We start from the raw sequence: 21,451 nt of genomic DNA, 5'->3' as shown, positions 1-21,451 counted from the left end.
GAATCAGCGGATCTTGACAGGCCTTCGGGATCGCCCAAATCTCGACCTGCAAAACTGTCGATAGACTTTGGGCTCCGCCGTCAGGCGACTTTGTTGAAACCCCAGGACGTGACATCGACGCCCCACTCACGCGAGAGCCGGTCGACGTCGCCCTGCAGGATCTCCCGTATCTGCCGGATGCGCATCGGGGAGAGTTGCACCCGCTCATGACGATAGGGCATCAATTTCCGTGCACTTCTCTTAACCGGTTGCGCCAGTCCCGCCGGGATCTTGAGGGCGACCTTCCGGAGCAAGCGGCTGTTCCTTATGACTCGGTCGAGCTGGCTTGTCTCTTTGCTCGCAGTTACGTTCAGTACCTGAGGTTGATCGATTTCATGGGGTTCCAGTCCCAGCCAATCGTAAATTTCCCGACAAACCTGGTTGGCATCGCTGAACAGCCGGGCGGAGTCCACCACACGGATAGCCTCGCGGCCGAATGCGTCGACGAACGGGTCAAGCTGTGCGGCGTAGCGAGTTACGTCCACTGGATAAGAGTCGTCAACCGCGATACGTTGACGACTGGTGACGCGTACGAAATTGATGTGGGATTCGATCCTCTCAATGGGATCGCGCACCAGGTAGATGAGCCGTGGCCGTATACCGTATGCGTGCATGCGCTGCGCAACGCCCTGCTCGGCCGGCCACTTCGTGTAACCGGTCGAGCTCTCGAGCGCGTACTTGTGAGCTAAGGGGTCGAAGTCTGGCCAGAAGTCCTCGTAGCGACTGACCTCGACCTGATGTTTTTGGTTTTCGCTGAAGTGCTCAGTTGCTTTCTTGCTGCTGGGGCACAGCGCGGGGTGCTGCCCCAGATAGTCGAACAGCGACGTTGTACCACACTTCATCGATCCGATGATGATCAAGAACTGATCGTGCTTCATCAGCGCGTCCACGTTTTACCCCCTCGCCGGCGCGGACTGTCGGTGGCAAACAGCTTAGCGCTGGTGTGACCGGCATGCGCGGTCTGGGGGAAATCGTCCAAAACTTCGACTTCACAGGGTGTTACCGAGGCTAGAGTGGCGAGGCGTCGAGGCGGTGAACTGCACATCGGTGAACGATCCAGGGGAGCGACTCCGTTCTGACTGATGCAGCAATTGGGCAGGTCGGACATACCCTGGCAGGCCAGGGTTACCGGCCGGTACACAGTCGGTCCGTGCGGTGGCGGCACATCGGGCCTTGAGCCGCTGCCCTGCTGGCACCCTAGCTGGTGCCGTGGCCAAGCCCGCTGGTGCCAAAGACATGCAGACTCGGGGCTCCCGCGCACGGCGCTGACTGTAGGGACGACAAGGGCGGACGATTTGGGGTATCCCTTGTAAGACAGTCGCTTCCGCTTCGTTCTGGCTCACGGCCGGACGATCGTCGCTAGGGTGTGGGTAGATTCGTGCCGGTACGTCGCCGCTCGGGTCGGCGGCTCTCGTTTCGACGAGGAGCCGCTGGTTCGATTTGCGCCGTCAGGTAATCTTACGTGCAGCTTCCCGTCCAGCGAAACACTCCACGACGGTGTCGTCAGGGCCAATTTTCAGGGGGTCGAATTTGCTGTCGCCGTTGCGAGTTCGCAAGTATCTGAGTCTCCTTGTTTGCCCATATTTCCTCAAGGTGGCTGTGCGCGACAGGGTTGCCGCCGCGACCGAACACCTGGAAGCGATAAGGAACTGCAAGAGCAACACACTGATCGATGCTGGCGCCAACAAGGGGCAGTTCAGCCTCGCGTTCCGCAAGGCGCGTCCCAGCGCCCAGATTTTCGCCTTCGAGCCGTTGCCGGAAGCGGCCGACGTGTACGAGCGAATTTTCAGCGGTGACCGGTCGACCAAGCTTTCCCGCGTTGCTCTTGCGAGTGCGGCAGGGACAGCTCAGTTCCACGTCGCAGACAGGGCGGACAGTTCATCCCTTCTGAGGCCTGCCAGAGGCCAAGCGCTCGCCTTCGGCGTTCGTCCGGCCGCGACAATCAACGTGACGGTCAAACGCCTTGATGAATGCATCGAAATCGGTTCACTGACGCCCCCCGTACTGTTGAAGGTCGACGTCCAGGGCGGCGAACTTGCACTATTCGAGGGTTGCGGTCCCCTCGATCAGATCGATTTCATCTATGTGGAGTTGAGCTTCGTTGAACTCTACGAAGGCCAACCGCTCTTTCAAGAAGTGTGCGACTATCTCGTGAACCGCGGGTTCTCCGTGGCCGGCGTGTACAACCAGGTCACGACGGGAGAATTCGGGCCAACTCAAGTTGATGTGCTTTTCCGGCGATCTGCGAGCTCGAGTAGTTGAGGTCGGTCCGAACTTGACACTGTGCGCCGCGGAGGGGATCACGGCGATTCGGCGCGCACGGAATCGAGTCGCTTTGACTGCGGGCATGCTCCGATATGGCGGCCATCCCCTGGTTTCCGGGGGCCGCGGACTCGCGGCGGAGAGCCCGGAATCGGCACGTTGTCAGCGCAGGTCACCAGTTTCAGCAAGGGCGCGTCCCAACTCGGAGCCGCGAGGATTGGTGCGCAATAATCGACGCATGGCTGATTGCTATCTGATCGCGATTGCCTCCTACCGCCGTCCCACGGAACTGAAGCAATTGCTCGACAGCCTCAGAGTTGGAATCGGGGCGGCGAAGGCCGAGATTCTCGTCGTCGACAATGACTCCGAGGGAACCGCCAGGTCTGTCGCGACTGGCCATGAGTTGAACCCAGTGTATGTCGTGGAGGCCAAGCCGGGGATCGCGGAGGCGCGAAACAGAGCCCTCAGGCACTTCAGCGATCGACATCGGGGGATCATCTTCGTCGATGACGACGAGTGGGTGTCGCCGGACTGGCTCAGCACCCTGACGAGCTACGCGGCAGAGACGGGAGCCGACGTCGTGGTGGGGCCGGTGATTAGCATTCTCCCGGACGAAACGCCGGACTGGATTACGCGCGGTGGCTTCATTCAGCGGGCGACTCGCCAAAGTGGTCATCGTCTCCCCACCGCCCCAACGAACAACACGCTGTTGCTCCGTGAAGCGTGGGAGCGTGCGGGGTGCCCTGAATTCGACCCTTCGTTCTCCGAAACTGGCGGTTCGGACACCGACTTCTTCATTCGAATACGGATGTCCGGTGCCTCTCTGCTCTATTGTGCAGAGGCCGTCGTGTACGAAGATGTCCCAGTGGACAGATTGTCCCTGCGCTGGCTTCGCCGCAGGGCAATTCGTAACGGGATCGTCGACACCCGAACGCGGCTGAAGTACGGGGGAGTGGCAAAGGGCCTTGCTAGGGCCGTTCTCGCCGTCGGCTACGGGGCAGTGATGCTCGGCTTCGGCCTGGTCACCGGCCGTGGCCTGCAATCAAAACCCTTCACATACTTGTTCTACGGGTACGGGCGTCTCGCCGCGTTCTTCAATTATCGGGTTCGCGAATACGCACGAAAATAGGTTCCGCGGGTAACGACGGACTAACACGCAACGATGGGGACGGACAACTAGTGTCGGGGTTTGTGGACCACGAACTGTCAGTCCACGAACCAGACCACGCGTGCAAGCAGAGGAGCTACCCGGCAGTGAGTGACTCGACAACGGGCCAAGGTGGCTGGGCCCCGGTAGCCGTGTTCGCGTACAACCGACCGGACAAGCTCGCTGCCTTGATGTCAAACCTGCAGGCCTGCCGCGGGTTTGCCACGACTGAGGTGAGGATCTTCGTCGACGGTCCAAAGGGAGACGCGGACAGAGCGTCCGTGGAAACCGTGCGGGAGTATGTGCGAAGTCTCAAGCTGCCGAACGTGTCACATTCGTTTCAGGAGTCGAATCGTGGACTTCGAAACTCGATCTTCTCCGGGGTCACCGAAGTAGTCCGAGAACACGGCAAGGTCATCGTTTTCGAGGATGACCTCGTGCTGTCACCCGTGTCGCTGGAGTACTTCAACAAGGGTTTGCTTCACTACGAAACCGAACAACGGGTGTGGAGCGTCGCGGGGTATGTCTACGACGCACCTGAACTCAGGCAAAGCAGCAGCGCGGTGTCTCTTCCGTTTACGCACCCGTGGGGCTGGGCCACCTGGAAGCGGGCGTGGGATCGTTTCGACCTGAACAACCAACCCGATCCCGATGAGCTGCGCACCCGCTCGTTCAAGTCTGCCTTCGACATGAACGGCATCTATCCGTTTACCAAGCAGCTGAAGAACTCGTTGTCTGGCCGCGTGAATAGCTGGTCCGTCCACTGGTACTACACGGTCTTCAGGCATGGAGGCGTATCTATTTTCCCGCCTCGTCGAATTGTGGACAACGTGGGTCTCAATGCGGGCACCCACGGCGGAGTCTCCAATCCCTACGATCTGCTGGCGAGGCGGCCGCCGTTGCTCGACGAAGTGCCGGAGTTCGGCGACGCGGAAAACGTGGATTATCGAGCGATGGATGCGCTACGGCGGTGCCGGGAACTTCGAATTCGGCGCTCCATCGCACACGTCGGTACGGCGAAGCGGGCACTCGTGCAGCGAGGCAGGCGATGACACATGCAGACGAGGGCCCCTTCCGCTCGTACCCATGGCCCCTCGAGCTATTGAGAAGCGGGATTCGCTTTGCGCGTTTGCAGCGTGTCAAGGCCGCGGCGCCAGCGGATATCGTGCATGGAAACGCCATTAGCTTCGCGAAAGGTGCCGATATCCGAGCCCCGCACTTCATCGAGCTGGGTCATCACATCTCTTTCGGAAAGAATTTCACCTCTGAAGTCGATATGCGGATCGGCAACTATGTGCTCGTGTCGAGCAACGTTTCGTTTATCGGCCGAGACCATCCATTCGAAGACCCCACCATCTCAGTATATTCTGCGACCCGGGACGATACCTCGCTGATCGAAATCGGCAGCGACGTGCTCATAGGTTTCGGAGCCATAGTCGTCGGTACGGTTAAGATTGGCGACGGCTGTATCGTGGGCGCGGGGTCGGTCGTTGTTCGAGATCTTCCTCCGTACACGGTGTGCGCAGGGGTACCAGCTAAGCCGATCAGGCATAGATATCCCAAAGGCCGATAGACCGACTCAGTACGTACCGGAGCTGCCATCCGAGGCCTCAATTGGCGGGCCTGGGTCGATCACTAGCTCCGAGAGTAGCCGTACTCGGCCAGGTAGTCGCCCGCAAGGTCCGCGACGGCGGCGACTTGTGTGTTCGACAGCGCGTCTCTCCACCCCTCTGTAGCGGCCGTGTTGAAGGTGGCACTCCATCTGTCGCCGATACCCTGTCTTGCTGAATCGATGTCGCAGAATTCTTCCAGTCCCACGGCTTGCAGCAGCCTTCGCAGAGACTGGTCGAGGCTTTCGCGATCTGGCGCCGCGGCGAACTCCTCGAATTTGAACGTTGGCACGGTGGTCGACCAACCCCTGAAAGACCTGAGCCGAGTGCCGATGTCTGCCATTCCCCTGGTCGGCAGGTCGGAGGTGCCGCCAACGGGGCCGCTAGGTTCCCATCCGAAGATCAGTGCGTCCAACCGTTCGGCTCTAGTTGCGTATGCGGAAGTCAAGTACTCGTGAAAATGATGGCCACGGAATTGCTCGATATAGTGAAGTTGCGAGACGATGATGTCACGTGGGTCCCGAACGATGAATAGCGCGGATACCTCGGGCGAGGTCAACAGGTTGCGGGTGTACTCATCGTAATAAAGGTGGCAGTTGGCAAACGTTCCGGGCTGGACCTTCCGAATCTCACGAAGTAGTCGAGGACGGTCATAGTCGGGTATTTCGCCCTCGCGCTCGGCGATCTTCGGCGATACGAAGTCAAGCGCGATGAAAACGCCGGAAAAGTTCACTCGAGGCACTTTACTCAGCACACTTGCGACGAGGTGAGTGCCGGCCTTGGGTATGCTGTTCACGACGATCGGTCGCGCAATACCTGATGCGGTCTTAGCCCGGTAGAACTTGTAGACGGGCCAGCCGACTTTTCTGAGTGCTTTCACCCGGCGAACCGTGCGGACTAGGTCAGGCGCACTTCCCATATTCGGGAAGTTACCACGCCGTAGCACACGCCGTAGCAATGGAGTTGCTGACGAGCGCCCCCGTGCCGACTGGGCGTCGGAGCTACTCGGGCGGCAGTGCGGTCCCTATTGGCCTGAAGGAAAACCCGCTTTGGAGGGGTGACTGACGCGGCGCAGTGCGGGAACGGTGAACTGGGCTGATTCGGGCATGGTGATCGCCATCGCCGCAGTCAGTTGTGGTTGCTGAGCGACCATCGCTTCCGCTACCGGACTTGAGGCATTGTCCGCGTCGCCAATGTGAATTGGGTGTCTTTGGTGTCATGCCGGTGGCACCGCCCGAACCCGCCTGGTGCCGGTTCCCAGGGTCCCACGACGGTCCATCTGCCAAGGCGAATGCGTCGAATAACGTCGACAGTTGGCGTGTGTCGGACGCTGGTTGCTGATTGTATTCGTGGGATCGGTGGCGATAGATGTTCGCTTGCGGGACGCCGCTGGGCGCGGACATATATGCTCCGTCGATGGTGTGGAATGACCGATCCGCGTCGCCGAAGACCGTGGGATCTCCGCAATCAGCCGTATGGGGCGGTGGCTGATTTGCAGGCTGCTGCGCTGAAGTCGCCCGCCGCGCTGGCTCGGCGTGGCCCGTCTGGCCAACATCCACCAGCCGCCGGCAACGTCTCGTACTTCTGGATTGCATATGGATCGCTCGTTGCCGCGTGGCTTCCTGTCATGGAGGCAAACAAGACCGCCGGAATCTGGAGGTTGCCGCTCTACCGGATCGGGGACATTCTGCTTCTCGCCCTGGTCGTTTCAGCCATTTCCGGTCGATTGGCACGCCCCGTAGGGCTTCCGATTTGGCTTGCCGGGGCGGTGCTGATTCCTGCCGCCGGCTTCGTATCGGGAAACGGGGGCTTGGCGTCCGAAAGCGTCGTCGTTGCAATAAAGTTCGGAATTCTATGCGTTCTTGCTCCCGCGGTTTTCCGCTACCAGGTGGAGAAAAATCGTCGATTCATGCCATGGGTCATCGGATCTTTTGTCGCTTCTCAGACCATTTCTGCAGCGGCTGGTATAGCTCAGCAGGGCGGCGCCCGAGTGCTAGGCCAGGCGGAAATGTTCGGGCGCTCGACTGGGTTGTCCGGTCATCCCAATACGCTCGCGATCATGTGCGTGATTGCGATGCTAACGATTCTAGCGGTGGTGTTCAATGTTTCGCCGCATGTGAAGTTCATGCTCTGGTGTGCGTTTGCCATCAACCTCGTTGCATTGGTTACTACAGGCAGCCTTAGCGCAATTCTCGCGGGTGGCGTCGGGCTCGTCGTGTTGCTGGCAACCATGCGTCGGGTCCTCGCGGCCCTGGTTATTGCTGTGGCGACAGGTCTCGCAAGTGTCTTGATCGACTTCAGCGACGCTTGGTTTGTGTCATTTCTAGAGCTTCGATTCGCCAAAGTCACAGGAACGACTGGCGAAGGGGCTTCATCCTGGGAAGCGCGGATGCTAACGTATCAATGGGCTCTCGACTACATTGCCCGGGATCCCATTTATGGAGTCGGAATGGACGGCGCGAACTCCGGTACGTTCAATGGCACCACCTCGGTACACAACCTTCTTTTGCATTCTTGGTACCAGGGCGGAATTCTACTATTTATCTGGTTCGCCGGAGTGACCACCGTCGTGCTGTTGTGTATTGCTCGGTCGGTCATTCGGGGTGAGAATTATGGTTCCGCGGGTGTCGCCGCAACTGTTATCACTTTCGCGATGGTCTCGGCATTCTTTGTGCAGCAGCAGCATTGGCTTCCGTTGTTGTTTGTTCTGGCGACATTCCCGCCTGGACCGGTGCTTGAGTTGTCGAGGCAAATTTCATCCTCTAGAGCTGCCGAAACCGGAGAGCGTTCAGCCAAGATTCCTGCGGCGCAAAGCTTGTGAGCGTGGGCTGATCAATTGGGTCCCAGTGTCGTGCAATTGATCGTGGCAAGGTGTTCGGCGAGGTCCTGCTGTAGGTAGGCGGCGTTCATGGGTGTCGTTTGCAGCCCGCGGATCTCTAGTCTCTAGGGTTTGCGCAATCGGGTAGCGGTGGATTCGCATGAATTCCGGTACCGGCCGCCGAATCCGCGCAGTTTGAACCGAGAGGAGCTCGTCAATCGCCTTGCGCTAGGGAATCCGGCCGAGTGCCCAAGATCCATAACCGTCACCTCAAACTGCAGGCCGGCCACCCTGTTGCGTGCGAGTTGGCAACTGTCTTGGCTAGTCGACGTCGTCGCCACGCCCGTGCTGGCCTGACCACAATGGTGTCAATGGCCAAGTTGGGCGAGTACGGGGACTGCTGTTGTCGACTCAATCGGCCTCAGTGGTCACGATCTACCGCAGCAGTGCTTGACGTCGATTCCTGCCTGACAGGCGGTGTTGGGTGGCCAACCCTGGTGGCAATCCACACGAACACGGGCGAGAAGAACACAATGTAGACGAATGCATAAGGTACAAAATTGATGCCCAGTACCAGATATACGCCTACGTGGAAGGCTGTGAGGAACAGTAGCCACAGCCTGAACGCGAGAGGTATGAATACGACGAATATGAGGCCAGCCTCGATGATCACAGTGCTGAAATCGAGAAACTTCCAGAACACTCCGTTGTCAATGCCAAAAGCCTGTGACCAGAGCGGCCCGATTTTCTGGTCTTCCAACAGCACGTGTCGCGCCACAACGGCTCGAGTTGCGTAGCGGGACGGATCGAGCCAGCCACCCGCCGCCTTCGGCGCCGCCGCTGTGAGCATGCCCCATCCGATAGTCATCGCGAAGAGCAATATCGGCATGCCGCGCCCTGTTGACAGCTCTGAAAGTGGGCTTCGCTTTCGGTGAAGCAGAGCATCGGCCGACCATTTCCAACCCCAGCCGGCAACAGCGAGGAAAACAGGCGTGATTTCAAAGAGAATTAAATGGTCGAGCTTGGAATAGGAGTAGGAGATACCCGAACTCGTCATTAGAGCCGCGGACAGGAGCACGGACACGGGAAGCGTCCAGATTCCTACGATCAGCAATATACCGAGCGTGATCTTCGCCGCCATCAACATGATCAGGAACGAGTTGTCGGGTGGACCCGTCAGGAAGTAGAACAACCCGGGCCTAGCATGGAAGAAGGCCGCCGGTACCTCTCCCACCCACGTTACATCCTGGCGTGTCACGCCAGTCAGAAAGATAGTAGCCAGCCCGAATGAAATTCTAATGATTGCCAGAAACCGCAGGTCGGGTGCATATGCTGCCGCTATCCGGCTCAGCGTCGATTCAAACCAGCGAATCATAAGTCGATGACCGTCCAATCGCACGGCTTTTCGCTGACGACACTTGAATCCGTGACACGGGCGCGGACGTCCTGAAAGCAGATTCTTAATTCGGCGGGTACGGCCCCCTGCTCGATTTCTACGATCCTCTTCTTCAGCCATTCTCTTACGGCGGGAGTTATTCGTTCCGATCTGCCCGGGGTAAATATATAGTCAAAGGACGGGCCTGCTGAGGAATCGCGGAATCCCGCCATCAATTCATTTGGAGAGATTTGCTGCACCGAGCCGTCTTGGTTGATAACGTCGGCAATTACGCGGGTAATTTGAAAAGTTCCGTCCGGGGCGGCTGCACGGGCAAACTGCGGCATGCGAATGGCGGGGTATGGCTCCGGCGAGATTACAAATGAGAGAAATCCTTGCAAGACCAGCAACAGCCCGAAGACCGCAACCGTTGTGGTCCGCCACGGCAGCGTCTTCGATCTCGGAGTCTCGTCGTCTGACATGCCAGTTCCTCCCCGATGCTCAAACGATCGTTGTCGTCGTCAGTTGCGCATCCACGCGTCGACTTGACTTACGCGATCGGTGTCTGGCGGGCCCTGCTGCCGCAGCGTGGTCCGCGACACATTGAGCAGCGCGCCTTTCGTTACCGAGCCAGGCTCCCCGTGACCTCCTCTTGTCGGCTGAGTCTAAATGGTGGCGGGCGACTGTCAATCCTGGTGTCCAGGACGAATGGGAAGTGGTTCGACGAGGCGTCGAAGTGCTTGCAGGTCAAGCGGCCCCGGTTGTGGCGAGCGTAGTATTCGAGCGCACCCCTTCGTCGGCGAGTTCCTGGCGGGGCATTCGGTACAGTTCGAGAAGGCGGTCGCCTTCGGAGCCCGAAAACAGCCCTTAGCTACTTCGACCTGAAAAAGGATTGATGGTCGGTGCGGCTTGATGATGGTCTTGGCGTCGAGGGGACTTTCCTCTAGATCGGTTGTCGTCCGGCCAGTGCGCTGATCTTGACCAGGTTGTGGGCGAAGACTCCGTGTCCGCACCAGGTGCGGGCTCCGGTCAGGGTGGTCAGTTCGGTGCGGTTCCATCCGTAGCTGCGTTTGAGGTGGTTGATCCGGCCTTCGCATCCGGTCCGCCATTTGATCTTGGCTCGGAATGCCTTTCGATGTTCGAACTCCCGCCGGGCAGCGCCGGGTCTACTGGCTCGGGGGATGGCCACTCGGCGGACTCCGAGCTCATGTAGTTCGTTGTCGACGGAGGCGTAGCCGTAGCCGCGGTCGGCGGTCACCGCGGTCGGGGCACGCCCGGTCCGGTCGGTGATGCGGGCGATCGCCGGCGCCAGCTGTGGCGCGTCGGGCGGGTTACCGATCTGCACGCTGTGGTCGAGGATGACTCCGTCCGCGTTGTCGACGACCTGGGCCTTGTAGCCGAATTCGACCGGCTTGCCCAGTCGGTCCTTGCGGATCGGCGGGCGTCGACGTCGGGGAAGCTCACGATCCGGCTCGCCGAATCCGGCATCACCCCGGCCAGTCGACTCCGAGTCTGGTCGATCACCTGTCCGGTGCGTGCCAGCAGGGTGGCCAGGTCGTTGACCGCCCGCTGCAGTCGTCCGCGGCGACGACCCGTCGCAGTGCGTAAACCTCTGCGTGCGTTGCGCAAGACCGCGTCCGCGTCGGCGATGGCCGCAGCGGCGACGTCGGCCAACTGGCCGGTGATCCGCAGCACCGCGGCCTGACCCTCCTCACGGGCGGCCGCACCGCGCAGCCGCAGCTTGGCCGCGATCGCCCGGGCCCGCTGACTTGCCGAACGACTGCGATCACGCACCCGAGTGCGGGTAGCTCCGCCGGCGGCCTGAATCCGTCTGACCGTCGTGGCGATCCCGCCGACGGCCTTGGCCAGCAACCCAGAATCGGTCGGATGGGCCACCGCAGCTTCCACCACCGTGGTGTCGGCACGGACCTTGTCAGTGCGGATCAGCTTCACCGTAGCCGCCTTGGCCAGCAAGGCGTCGTTAAGCCCGGCGACCGTTGCCTCACCGCAACGGCTGGTTAGCTTCAGCAGGGTGGTCGGATGCGGCAACCGCGAACCGAACGGGATCCGGCAAAACCGAGGCATCAGGTCGCGAAAGTCGACCGCCATCACTTTGGACGAAAAATCGAGGCTAGAGCCCGCCGCTAAGCGCCCATTGCGGGATCGCAGAGCGACGAAAAACACAGGTAGATAGCCATTTCGGTGAGATCAGGATAAAAGCGATGGGCAGACGCAGCGTGATTCCGCAGGCTTCTCTGGTGGCTGGCGACCGCGATCTCCCCTTTGCTAAGGCTGATTCGCTCGCCACCGGCGCGCTGCCTCGTACACTGCGCGGTTCGGGCGACAGACTTCGTCGATAGCTGCCAAGACCTCTGCGTCGATCTCGGCGTTTCTCATGGCGATCGGAGTCGGGCTGATCCGTTCGTTCCCGATCTTTATCTGCCGACCGATGAGCTGGCCGATATCAGAGGCCCATTCGTCGAGATGGTCGAGTGTGCCGACGGCATTGACCGTCATGAGGTTGCGACATGCGGCTTCGATCGCTTCGGGGTCAGTGGGGGCGCTTCGCAGGTGCGGGTCGGTCAGGTAGCGGACGAACATTCCACCGATGGCGCGGGCCCGCTCCGATTCCACGAAGTCCTTCAGCGTGGCGCTAGGGTCGATGGTCAAATGTTCGCGACTGCTCTTGTCCCGGTTGTAGAAGAATGTTGAGAGAAAATGCGCACGAGGTTCGCGCAACATGGTCACAACTCGATAGTTGCCGGCCAGTGCCCCCAGGGCTGGAGACCATGGGAAGTGGCCGTCTATATAGGCGACGCGCGCCCTGGCGACCTGGTAGAGCATCCAGCGTTCGCGTAGGACGAGGGGATCCTCGCCGAGCGCTTCGGCGGCGCGTGTCGAGGCCTTCTCGTCGAGGGACACTGCGTTGAGCCCGTGGAAGCCAATCGCCCGACGGAACGCCGTTCTGATGCTTGTGCCGCCGCATTTCGGCACATGAATGAAGACGATCCAGTTGCCTTCGGATGAAGATTCCCGCAACCGGGTGAGGCCGCCTCTGGCGTAGCCCGCCATCCATCGAAAAGGTGCCACGCGCCACATGTTAGGGCATCGTGAGGGTCCGCGCTGTTGCCGGCGGTGTGCGCTCAGCCCGGCGGCCAGGCCTTTCGAGGCGTCAGGCCGATAGTGCAAAGCGAGCGCACTTTTGTGGATTGGGTCTGGTCAGGAGAGGAGCTGTCCGACCGGCGTCGTGCTTTCGTTTGTGCCCGCGCGGATCTGTTCGGCTGGTCCTGCGGGGAGTGGACTTCACACCCGACTGTCGATCCGAGTCGCGACGGCCCATTCTGCGAGCGGGTTGTCTCGCCTGTCGTCCGCCAAAACGCCTATGGTGGTCAGGAGCCCAACCGAGGAGCGCTTCTGCACGTCTTGTTCGTTTGTACCGGCAATATCTGTCGCTCTCCCACAGCTGAGAGGTTGGCGCTGGAATACGGGGTGGGGCTACAGATCCCCAACTTCCGCGTGTCGAGCGCTGGGACCCGCGCGGTGATTGGTAGCCCCATGCATGAGAGTTCGGCGTTGGTTCTACGCGGGCTTGGTGGCGATCCGGCCGACTTCATTGCTCGTCAATTGACCGGGCGGATCTTGGCCGAAGCGGACATCGTGCTCACCATGACCAAGTCGCACCGCGACGGTGTCCTGGGACTAGCTCCCAACAAGCTCCATCGGACATTCACGCTCGCCGAGGCAGCGAAGCTTGCGACCGAGTTCGACGTGCAGACCGTCGCCGACCTATCACCCTTGCGGTCGCAGCTCACGGCGACGATCGACATCGACATTCCGGATCCCATCGGAAGAGACCTCAATGCCTTCGAGGCGGTCGGCGCATTGATTGCAGGTCACCTGCCACCCGTTCTGGGGCTGTGCGCACGCTCCTGCCAGCCCCACGCGCGGCCAGACTGACGCTGGCCTTGCTCGTCGCGTTCCGTTGCCGGCAACGCTGTGGTGGGAATACGTCGTTACGTCGCTGTGAATATTACCTAGTGCTCTCGAGCCGGCTAGGCAGAATGGCGAGCGAACTCTCCGTTCGTCTTGAGAACTTGGTCGAGCGTGGGTTAAAGTTGCTGACCAAGGGGTGAACGCAAGGGGGTGCGATGACGGCGGTGAATGATCGGCCAGTGGCCATAGCAAATGCCGTTTCGGCACTCGGAAAGATCCCGACCTGGCAGCAGGCGTACGCGTTGCGGCTCGTTGCGGTTGACCTGGCTGGCGTTGTTCTGGCAGTCGGTTTGGCGCAGTGGTTGCGATTCGGATCCTTCCCAGGTCTTTCACAGTCGCGCGTCAATTGGACCTACACCATCGTGTCGGTGGTGTTGGTCGTGGTTTGGACGCTGGCGCTGTCGATCAATCGATCGCGGTCCCCACGGATTATCGGTTCGGGTGCCGAAGAGTACCGGCGCGTGTGGCTTGCCACGTTTTCCGTGTTCGGCGGCGTGGCGATCGTGTCGATGCTATTCAAGCTGGAGATCGCGCGCGGATACCTGATGATCGCGCTTCCGGCGGGCCTGGTCATTCTCTCGGTCTTCAGGTGGATTGCTCGAAGAGTCGTCGTGGCGGCCCGGCAGAAGCACGGGCGCTGTATCACCCGAGTGCTCGTGGTCGGCAACAGCGCCGCCGTCCGAGACCTCACCAAGTCGCTGGCTCGGGAATCCGGTTCGGAGTACCAGATCGTGGGAGCCTGCATTCCTGGCCCCATTCAGCGGCGCTCGGTCGACGTGCCAGGTTTCGGGTCCGTGCCTACCTACGGCGACGAATCGAGCGTCGTCGATGCGGTGCTCGCCACCGGCAGCCAGGCAGTCGCCGTCACCGCTACTGAGCGACTCGACGGACGTGGCATTCGTGACTTGTCGTGGGAACTTGAGAAACTCGATATCGATCTGCTCGTCTCGCCCGGCGTCGTCGACATCGCCGGACCTCGCTTGCAGATGCGGCCGGTCGCCGGCCTACCGCTGATCCACGTAGAGAAGCCGCAGTACAGCGGAGCTAAGCGCTTTCAGAAGCGATTCTTCGACGTCGCCTTCTCCGGCAGCGTCTTGCTTTGTGGTCTGCCTTTTCTGCTGTTGGTCGCCGCCGCGATCAAGCTGACGAGCAGAGGGCCGGTCTTCTACCGAGCAGAACGGATCGGCCTGGACGGTGAGCCGTTCGAAATGATCAAGTTCCGAACCATGTGCGACGGCGCCGACAAGATGGTCGACAACCTAAAGCACCTCAACGAGTCTGACGGTGGGGTGCTGTTCAAGATCCGTTCCGACCCTCGGGTGACGCCCGTCGGTAAGGTGCTGCGCAAGTTCAGCATTGATGAACTGCCGCAGTTCATAAATGTGTTGAAGCGCGACATGAGCGTCGTCGGGCCGCGCCCGCCCCTGGCAAAAGAGGTCAAGTCATATGACGACCACGCCATGAAGCGACTGTTAGTACGCCCTGGAATCACTGGTCTATGGCAGGTCAGCGGACGATCCGACCTCTCCTGGGAAGATGCAGTACGCCTCGACCTGTTCTACGTCGAGAACTGGTCAATGGTCTCCGACCTACTGATCTCGTTGAAGACAATCAAGGCAGTCTTCAGCCACGCCGGCGCCTACTGAACGCTCTGAGCCAAGACGGGCGGGAAAAGCACATAAGTTCACCACCACCGCATATCTCGGTACATCAGTGGGCCCCTGACGGAGCCGCCGAGAGATAGAACGCCCGGTTGGAGTTGAGTAGACCAGACAATCCGCGTCAAAGCGCGGGTCTGGTGGCGGTCGGAGGGTCCGTGAAGCGTTCTGTTGTGTGTCAATCGCCACGCGCAGTGACCAGCAGAATCGTCCGGGTCGCCTCTGTTCTTGTCTTAGCTGTTTCGACGCTCTCGGGTTGCGGATGGGTAGACTTCGACGGTCCTCTTTGTACGGATCCGTTACCGCCGTCCAATGTGGGTCGAATCGGCCTTAGTGGCTTTCCATCACAGGTTCCGGCAATTCCACCATCAGAAGATGCGCTAATTCAGATAGAGCTGCCGTCCACCCTCTATTTTCTTGCCGGTGTCAAATACAGTCTGAATTTTTCTGACATCATCAGAGATCTTGGCGAGAACAGCGAGGTGGATGTATCGGGTGTCCCGCTCTCCGAGTCGAATGCCGATGGAAATCACTGGGAATACACCCCATTGACGGCCGGTACCTTTTTGCTCACGCTGGTGGTTCGTGACCAGTCGGGCAATATTGTTGCTTCAGAAACACGGCCGAGTGTGGTCGTTTCTCGCCCGAGTCTGAGCGATGTAGCGCATCTGAGCATCGGCGACTCCATCACCAGGGCGGGCGGCTATCCAGCTTTCGCGGCAGAGTGCATGCTAGATGGCCGCACTGTTGGTATCCGTACATACGACAACGGGTTGGTGAACGTCGAGGGGCGCGGCGGGTGGACCCCAGATCGCTATCTGACCAGTATCGCCCAATCTGAGGGCGGCGATTCGCCCTTTCTGTTCCCTGCCAATGTGGATGGCGGCCGGTATCTCGGTAACGCATCCTTCTGGAAGGACGTCACTACCGCGGATCCCGGCGGGTACCACTACGACGGATTTCAGATGATTGCCCGTGGGTGGGCCCTTGAGGAACCCTATAACTTCAACTCAAATGGATATCCGGTCGACTCTCGCATCGGGGATGTGATCGTCGACCCCGCCTACGCTGCAGGAGGGCAATGGCGAGAGTTCGACGGCGATGGTTGGGAAGCCATGGATCCACAGCCTGAGGCCGAATTTTCATTCTCGCAATATATTGCGCGATTCGGTGCGGCATTCCAACACGCTCGACCAACTTCAATCAGCATCATGTTGGGCACAGTCGAATTTCTGTCGTCGCTCAGCGAGGAAGGGTGGGAAGACTACAAGTCAAATCTCGATACAATGATAGCGTCAATTCGCGACTGGAACCAAGGGATCCCAATAGTACTGATTGGCCCGCCGAGTGGAGGTCCGTCGAGGTTCTGGAGCGATGAAAAAGTATCCAGGACTGAATTCAATTTCAATATGATTGAGCTGTCGAGACGAATATTCGCATATTACGACCTGCCTGAATGGCGGGCTGAGAACGTCTATGTGATTTCGCTTCTCGGTGTCGTATCCCAGTCCAACATGAGGGACTATGTGCACCCCAATATGCCGGAAGGTCACCGGCAAATGGCAGCATGGCTTGCTGGCATCTTAGGCTATCTCGAATCAATTGGGAAAATATAGGCTGACCAAATTCTCGCAGAAATATTGGGAACCCTGATGCGGAAGGACGTCAGTTCTCGAAAGGGATCCCAAATTCCAAATCCTGTGCATACCGCGTGCGCATCAATTCGACGGAAGCGGTGCTCATGGGATCGTCGGGAGTTGTCGATCCGACGTTGCGCCGCCTCGGCGCTGGTAAGCTGCTCAAGAGCGGATGTGATGCGAACTGGTTCTGCATGTCTCTCAAGTCCAGTCTTATCAGTTCGCAGCTCTCTGGGATCGCATCCCAAAAGGCGGTCTGTGACCGATAGTGCCGGTCCGCGAGACTGTCGCCGATCCCGCTGATGACCTCACAAAACTGATCCAGAGTCCAATCCAGTTCGTCACGTTTAGTCAGTGAGTATCGTGGGAATACCGGAAAGATCATCTTGTTTTTGCCGGTCTTGTAATCCTTATACACAGAGTGGACTCGAGAGAGCACCGACCGTTCGAATACCAGAAGCGTCTTGCCGGCAAGAAAGCTACTTATATCTGGAGTTTCGGAGAAAAAATATCGAGTCAATCCTCGTGACTCCAACTCCTGCCGGTTGTGTTTGAAGAAGTGGTGCACCTTTTCAAAGGGTAGGTCTACATCACCGAGAACTGATGAGATCAGAGATTCTTTGACTGCCGAGCAGCCGTTTTTTGAAATGATGAGAAAAGCAAGGTTCTCACGTTCGAGGTAGAAAAATTGAGCTGGCTGGACAGGTCGCGTTCCCGCTACCCCCAATGCCCTCGTAACGGACCGATCCAGATGCCACTTGGCTCTCTTGACGTATGTCACCGCTTCCCCGCCTTCGTTCTGGGCAATTAGACCTCAATTTGCGCCGAGTGAATTCTAGCCGACGGCGAAATAGCCGCAACTTCGAGCCCCGGGATCGAGACCGACTCTCAGGTACTGCTCAAGCCTCTGCCGAATTGTGATTGCCTTACTGCAGCGGAGTTTGCGGGCCGCGTAGTCAGCGTGACTCAAACGCGGCATCGTCGACTTTTGCCTCGTTCGTCGGCAAACCGGACTCCGGCGGCCTATGAGTGCTAACTCGGACCATCCTCTACAGCGCCACCCTATACCTCTACAGCGCCACCCATGTATTGGAGAGTCTCCGTCGAGCGTCCAGAGGCTGGGTGAAGCTCCCGCAGCGCAACGGCGTGGTGTTCAGGTCTCGAGTCCCGAAGCCTGCCTAGGATCCGCAGGCCCCTTTCGGTCACGCGCAAGCCGCGCGAACCGTACGAACTCGGCACGATACCGTGGGACAAAGTAGATCGCGGCCGCAACCAGCATGAGTGTCGGAAGGCCGCCGATCACCAAGGTGGTCCATTGATGGCCGAAGACATGCACCGCCGTCAGCCCGACCGCGGCCACCGGCAGTGCAAAAACCCCCACCAGAGCTATTCCTGATATCGCTAGCTGGCCAATGGGAAGTCTTGTGATGCGACCCGCCATCCACATGTTGAGGATCCAGAAGATCGCGTACCCGACCGAAGACCCTGCGGCCACGCCGACCGCACCCCCGGTCACTGCGCCCACCGCAATTGCGACGACGATGATGGGTCGGCCTATCAAGGCGACTCCGAGTTGCTCACGTGTGCGTCCCAGGGCAACGTAAGTCCAGAAGGAAACCTGAGTCAGGGCTCGGAACAGGCCAGAAAACGCGAGGATCTGCAGGACCAGAACTGCTTCCAACCACTGATCGCCCAGCATGATTCGGACGAGGGGATCTCCGAAACCGATCATCACGCCGTACAAGATGGACGCGACTGTGATGGTTGCGAACTGCGCGGTTCTGAGAAACCGCATGAACACCTCCGGCGCGTCCTGCAACCTCGACAGCACTGGTAGAGCGACGCGGGTCAACGGTGACGTGACCTGGTTCAGCGGCAACACGACGATCTGATAGGCGCGGTTATAGATACCGAGAACCGCGGGCCCACTGAGAACGCCGAGTAGGACACTGTCGATGTTCCTCGCGACATAGGCAAGGAGCTGTGTTCCCACCAGAGGTGATGCGAAGCGCACGAAGCGACTGATCGGCACACTCCGGCGGTAGAGTCCCGGCCACCATCGCGCGAGCCCGACGCACAGCAGCGCGCCGACGATCGCGATGACCAGAGCGTGAGCGACCAGCGCCCAGTAACTGTGCGTGGTTACGGCAATCACAATCGCCACTACGAGTGCGAGTGCTTGGGGCGCCGCTTCCGTGACGCCGAGTGCGATGAACCTGAGTTCCCTGTTTATCTGCGCCTTGAACTGTGTGGCGAATCCGTTTAATAGGAACGTCAGCGCGAGTACCTGCGTAATCCCGACAAGCCGGTCATCACCGTAGAAACTCGCGATCGGCCAGGATGCAAAAAATGTAAGTACTGTCAGTAATCCGCCGATCAAGGTGTTCAGCCAGAAGAGGTTCGATTTCTCGTCGGCGGTGAGGGTCTTGGATTGGAGGGCTGCCATCGAGAGACCGAAGTCGCGCAGTAGTTCCCCGATTCCGATCACAGCTGTCACCATTGCGATGAGGCCGTAGTCAGCCGGCGAGAGCAGCCTCGCGAGAACGACAATCGACAGGGTCATGAGGACAACCCGTGCCGCCTGCCAAGAGAGGGTGGCGCTGGCGCCGCTGAATGCCCGTTTTGCCAGGTTACTCATTTGAGCGAGCCCCTCCTGAGCGTCATGCCGATCTGAGAGCCGCAGCGTTCAGCAAGCTTCGCCGGACCTACAGGATGCTGCGATAGCCGGCAAGTTGCGCCGACATGCGCTGAACCACACCGGTCACACACAGAGGTATCTGGCGCTTCGCCCCGCTGAATGATACAGAGCAACATCAGGCGAGGCTCTTCTCCCGTAGGAATCGCGGAGAGTGAGGCCAGGTGTCGAATGCCGTTAGCCGACCGGGGTTCGGCCCCGGGCTTGTCACGTGGCCGCTGGCATCCGGTCCAACCTGCACCACTTCTGTTTGGCGCCGCTGTTCTTGGCCCACCCACCCCCGGTCCACCGGAGCACCCTGAGTCGACCGCTGAGGAAGCGATGAGGCAAATCCACGATTGCCGAACAGTCAAAGACGATGTCGCTGCCAGGAGTCCGTCGGCGGTTCTGTCGATCGACAAGGAATCTGCTCCTGCGGCTGTCTCGTGCAGTCAATCCGGAAAGGGGATGTCCGTCTACTATGACTCGACCATCTCCCGGCATGAGCGCCCCCCGGTTCCGTAGCCGAGCTCGTTTCTCAGAGGAAGCGGACGGGCCCACGGCCAAGGGCATCGCCGCGCTAACCGCCCTTGTCCCGCCGATGCATGGGCGGGAAGTCGGCTCTGCGCGACACCGCTTCGCCTCGGCGTGCGCATACGGCTGGCAGGTCCGGGCCACCTGCGTCCAGGGTGCGCCAACGGGGTCTGATTCTCGCCCGCGCCCAATCGACGAGTAGGCCCCGCCTGCGTGATCCCCGCCTGAGTACAGTTCTCCCGTGGGCTACCCGGACAATGTGCTGGCCAAAGACGAACACGTCGTGCTGCACCGCCACCCGCACTGGGGGCGGCTGACCGTCCCAGGGCTGATCCTCATCGTCGCCAGCGCCGCGGCGTCGTTCCTCGCCGGCTACGTGACCACGCTGAACTGGGAATCCAACGCCAAGAACATCGTGCACCTCGTCATCGCCGCGCTGTGGCTGCTCCTGGTGCTCTGGCTGTCGGTATGGCCGTTCCTGAACTGGTGGACCACCCACTTCGTCATCACCGACCGCCGGGTGATGTACCGCCACGGGCTGGTCACCCGCCAGGGCATCGACATCCCGCTGGCCCGGATCAACAGTGTGGAATTCCGGCACAGCCTCGTCGACCGCATGTTGCGCACCGGCACGCTGATCATCGAATCGGCCGCGCAGGACCCGCTGGAGTTCGAGGACATCCCGAACGTCGAGCGGGTGCACTCGTTGCTGTACCACGAGGTCTTCGACACATTGGGCTCCGAAGAAGCACCCAGCTGACCTTCTCACCCTGTGGCGGCCACCCGGGCGACATAGCTGCGCGAAAACGTCGCTGACCAGGCGACCAACCGCGACCACTTCGATGCATCCAGGTGCGTTAGGTGAGCTAGCGTATCCATCGTGACGGGGAGGCTTCGGGGGTATGACGATTGGCTCATGCGTGAGCTCGCCGAGTGCGCGCGCGAGGCCGGCGAGGACGCCGACACCTACGTGGCCCGGGCCGTGGCCACCCGCATGCTGGCCGACCTGACCCGGTCGGCGACCCGCTCGCCCGAGGAGATGGTCTCCCACCTCGCCCGGGCCGGCGTGTTCGCAAACCCCGCCCTGCCGGACGTGTCCGCGGCGATCGCCGATCCGGAACGGCTCCGGACCCTGCATGCCACCGGGCTGCTGGACTCGCCGGTCGAGGAGGTCTACGACCGCATCACCCGTGCGGCCGCCGCGGCGCTCGATGCGCCCCATGCGTTGGTGTCCCTGGTCGACGCCGATCGGCAGTTCTTCAAGAGCGCCACCGGACTGGGCGAACTGACCGAGCCGGAACGCCAGACACCGTTGGACCGGTCGGTGTGTCAGTACGCGGTGGCAAACGGGGCGCCGCTGCTGCTCGAGGATGCGCGCACCGATCCGCTGTTCAAGAACCACCCCGCGGTCCTCGACGGCACCGTCGCGTCCTACCTGGGCATACCGCTGACCGACGGTGAGGGCAACGCGATCGGTACGCTGTGCGTTTTCGACGAGCAGCCGCGCCTGTGGACCACCGGCCACGTGCAGATCCTCAGCGATCTGGCCGAACTCGCCAACGAACGCATCTTCGGTACCGGGCCCGCAGGCTGACGCGCGATATGCACCGCGCAGCTACCCAGGCTGCCACCGGCCGGGCAAAGCGTCTCACCGCCCCGTCATTCGACTGCACCTTCGACTCAAAGCGCCTTAAGGTATCCGCA

The 21,451-nt window shown here is 60.2% G+C and carries 18 protein-coding genes and 1 pseudogene; 10 read left to right on the top strand and 9 right to left on the bottom strand.

From position 1 onward, the window contains the following. Positions 1 to 80: 80 nt before the first annotated feature. Positions 81 to 929: a sulfotransferase domain-containing protein gene (locus tag ACXAID_RS02860; protein ID WP_475020664.1), complete on the bottom strand. Its 849-nt coding sequence runs from the start codon at positions 927 to 929 to the stop codon at positions 81 to 83. 703 nt (positions 930 to 1,632) lie between these two features. On the opposite strand from ACXAID_RS02860, the gene ACXAID_RS02855 reads away from it, so the two are divergent. From ACXAID_RS02855 to ACXAID_RS02845, 3 genes are all read left to right on the top strand, one after another. Further along, entirely contained in the window at positions 1,633 to 2,301 is a 669-nt protein-coding gene (locus ACXAID_RS02855) for an FkbM family methyltransferase (protein WP_475020663.1), read from the top strand. Between the two features lie 238 nt (positions 2,302 to 2,539). Then, entirely contained in the window at positions 2,540 to 3,430 is an 891-nt protein-coding gene (locus ACXAID_RS02850) for a glycosyltransferase family 2 protein (protein WP_475020662.1), read from the top strand. Positions 3,431 to 3,555: 125 nt separating this feature from the next. Next, positions 3,556 to 4,500, top strand: coding sequence for a hypothetical protein (locus ACXAID_RS02845; RefSeq protein ID WP_475020661.1), 945 nt, complete (start codon positions 3,556 to 3,558; stop codon positions 4,498 to 4,500). A 47-nt stretch (positions 4,501 to 4,547) separates the two neighbouring features. Here ACXAID_RS02845 and ACXAID_RS02840 read toward each other — a convergent pair whose 3' ends face one another. Continuing rightward, the gene (locus ACXAID_RS02840) at positions 4,548 to 4,784 is read right to left on the bottom strand and encodes a hypothetical protein (protein ID WP_475020699.1); all 237 of its coding nucleotides are present in this window, start codon (positions 4,782 to 4,784) and stop codon (positions 4,548 to 4,550) included. Between ACXAID_RS02840 and ACXAID_RS02835 the strand changes: the two genes are divergently transcribed. Further along, positions 4,725 to 5,021, top strand: a complete 297-nt coding sequence (locus tag ACXAID_RS02835) for an acyltransferase (RefSeq protein WP_475020696.1) — start codon at positions 4,725 to 4,727, stop codon at positions 5,019 to 5,021. The genes ACXAID_RS02840 and ACXAID_RS02835 overlap by 60 nt on opposite strands. A 62-nt stretch (positions 5,022 to 5,083) precedes the next feature. Here ACXAID_RS02835 and ACXAID_RS02830 read toward each other — a convergent pair whose 3' ends face one another. Beyond that, the gene (locus tag ACXAID_RS02830; protein ID WP_475020660.1) at positions 5,084 to 5,938 is read right to left on the bottom strand and encodes a hypothetical protein; all 855 of its coding nucleotides are present in this window, start codon (positions 5,936 to 5,938) and stop codon (positions 5,084 to 5,086) included. 546 nt (positions 5,939 to 6,484) lie between these two features. Between ACXAID_RS02830 and ACXAID_RS02825 the strand changes: the two genes are divergently transcribed. Beyond that, positions 6,485 to 7,879: an O-antigen ligase family protein gene (locus tag ACXAID_RS02825; protein WP_475020659.1), complete on the top strand. Its 1,395-nt coding sequence runs from the start codon at positions 6,485 to 6,487 to the stop codon at positions 7,877 to 7,879. Positions 7,880 to 8,297: 418 nt separating this feature from the next. On the opposite strand, the gene ACXAID_RS02820 is transcribed toward ACXAID_RS02825, so the two are convergent. The 4 genes and pseudogenes from ACXAID_RS02820 to ACXAID_RS02805 form a co-directional block, all read right to left on the bottom strand. Beyond that, positions 8,298 to 9,251, bottom strand: coding sequence for a hypothetical protein (locus ACXAID_RS02820; RefSeq protein ID WP_475020658.1), 954 nt, complete (start codon positions 9,249 to 9,251; stop codon positions 8,298 to 8,300). Then, positions 9,248 to 9,733, bottom strand: a complete 486-nt coding sequence (locus ACXAID_RS02815) for a hypothetical protein (RefSeq protein ID WP_475020657.1) — start codon at positions 9,731 to 9,733, stop codon at positions 9,248 to 9,250. The genes ACXAID_RS02820 and ACXAID_RS02815 overlap by 4 nt, the downstream gene beginning before the upstream one ends. Positions 9,734 to 10,194: 461 nt before the next feature. After that, positions 10,195 to 11,444: pseudogene (locus ACXAID_RS02810) on the bottom strand (ISNCY family transposase); the annotation flags it as partial. A 93-nt stretch (positions 11,445 to 11,537) separates the two neighbouring features. After that, a complete protein-coding gene (locus ACXAID_RS02805) occupies positions 11,538 to 12,323 on the bottom strand; it encodes a hypothetical protein (RefSeq protein ID WP_475020656.1) in 786 nt (261 codons plus the stop codon). Between the two features lie 342 nt (positions 12,324 to 12,665). Between ACXAID_RS02805 and ACXAID_RS02800 the strand changes: the two genes are divergently transcribed. The 3 genes from ACXAID_RS02800 (at position 12,666) to ACXAID_RS02790 (ending at position 16,518) form a co-directional block, all read left to right on the top strand. Further along, the gene (locus tag ACXAID_RS02800; protein ID WP_475020695.1) at positions 12,666 to 13,208 is read left to right on the top strand and encodes an arsenate reductase/protein-tyrosine-phosphatase family protein; all 543 of its coding nucleotides are present in this window, start codon (positions 12,666 to 12,668) and stop codon (positions 13,206 to 13,208) included. A gap of 191 nt (positions 13,209 to 13,399) precedes the next feature. Next, positions 13,400 to 14,890, top strand: a complete 1,491-nt coding sequence (locus ACXAID_RS02795) for a sugar transferase (protein WP_475020655.1) — start codon at positions 13,400 to 13,402, stop codon at positions 14,888 to 14,890. Between the two features lie 206 nt (positions 14,891 to 15,096). Then, entirely contained in the window at positions 15,097 to 16,518 is a 1,422-nt protein-coding gene (locus ACXAID_RS02790; protein ID WP_475020654.1) for an SGNH/GDSL hydrolase family protein, read from the top strand. A gap of 49 nt (positions 16,519 to 16,567) precedes the next feature. Here the strand turns inward: ACXAID_RS02790 and ACXAID_RS02785 are convergent, their stop codons facing one another. Both ACXAID_RS02785 and ACXAID_RS02780 read right to left on the bottom strand, forming a co-directional pair. Continuing rightward, on the bottom strand, positions 16,568 to 17,320 hold the full coding sequence (locus ACXAID_RS02785) for a hypothetical protein (protein ID WP_475020653.1): 753 nt from the start codon (positions 17,318 to 17,320) through the stop codon (positions 16,568 to 16,570). Positions 17,321 to 17,692: 372 nt separating this feature from the next. Continuing rightward, positions 17,693 to 19,177 (bottom strand): lipopolysaccharide biosynthesis protein, encoded by a 1,485-nt coding sequence (locus tag ACXAID_RS02780; protein ID WP_475020652.1) that lies wholly within the window; start codon positions 19,175 to 19,177, stop codon positions 17,693 to 17,695. Positions 19,178 to 19,988: 811 nt separating this feature from the next. Between ACXAID_RS02780 and ACXAID_RS02775 the strand changes: the two genes are divergently transcribed. After that, positions 19,989 to 20,507: a PH domain-containing protein gene (locus tag ACXAID_RS02775; RefSeq protein ID WP_475020651.1), complete on the top strand. Its 519-nt coding sequence runs from the start codon at positions 19,989 to 19,991 to the stop codon at positions 20,505 to 20,507. 156 nt (positions 20,508 to 20,663) lie between these two features. Beyond that, on the top strand, positions 20,664 to 21,341 hold the full coding sequence (locus ACXAID_RS02770; RefSeq protein WP_475020650.1) for a GAF domain-containing protein: 678 nt from the start codon (positions 20,664 to 20,666) through the stop codon (positions 21,339 to 21,341). Positions 21,342 to 21,451: the final 110 nt, after the last annotated feature.

The sequence above is a fragment of the Mycobacterium sp. ABE4_509 genome (assembly GCF_056160785.1).
Note: the sequence above shows the minus strand (reverse complement) of the source record. Positions and strands in the feature narration are given on the sequence as shown.

Coding starts and splice junctions, on each gene's coding strand:
- ACXAID_RS02840 (WP_475020699.1), bottom strand. CDS start 4,784: ATGGTCTCGGCCGATAAACGAAACGTTGCTCGACACGAGCACATAGTT.
- ACXAID_RS02770 (WP_475020650.1), top strand. CDS start 20,664: ATGCGTGAGCTCGCCGAGTGCGCGCGCGAGGCCGGCGAGGACGCCGAC.
- ACXAID_RS02795 (WP_475020655.1), top strand. CDS start 13,400: ATGACGGCGGTGAATGATCGGCCAGTGGCCATAGCAAATGCCGTTTCG.
- ACXAID_RS02805 (WP_475020656.1), bottom strand. CDS start 12,323: ATGGCGGGCTACGCCAGAGGCGGCCTCACCCGGTTGCGGGAATCTTCA.
- ACXAID_RS02780 (WP_475020652.1), bottom strand. CDS start 19,177: ATGAGTAACCTGGCAAAACGGGCATTCAGCGGCGCCAGCGCCACCCTC.
- ACXAID_RS02850 (WP_475020662.1), top strand. CDS start 2,540: ATGGCTGATTGCTATCTGATCGCGATTGCCTCCTACCGCCGTCCCACG.
- ACXAID_RS02820 (WP_475020658.1), bottom strand. CDS start 9,251: ATGATTCGCTGGTTTGAATCGACGCTGAGCCGGATAGCGGCAGCATAT.
- ACXAID_RS02825 (WP_475020659.1), top strand. CDS start 6,485: ATGACCGATCCGCGTCGCCGAAGACCGTGGGATCTCCGCAATCAGCCG.
- ACXAID_RS02815 (WP_475020657.1), bottom strand. CDS start 9,733: ATGTCAGACGACGAGACTCCGAGATCGAAGACGCTGCCGTGGCGGACC.
- ACXAID_RS02835 (WP_475020696.1), top strand. CDS start 4,725: ATGCGGATCGGCAACTATGTGCTCGTGTCGAGCAACGTTTCGTTTATC.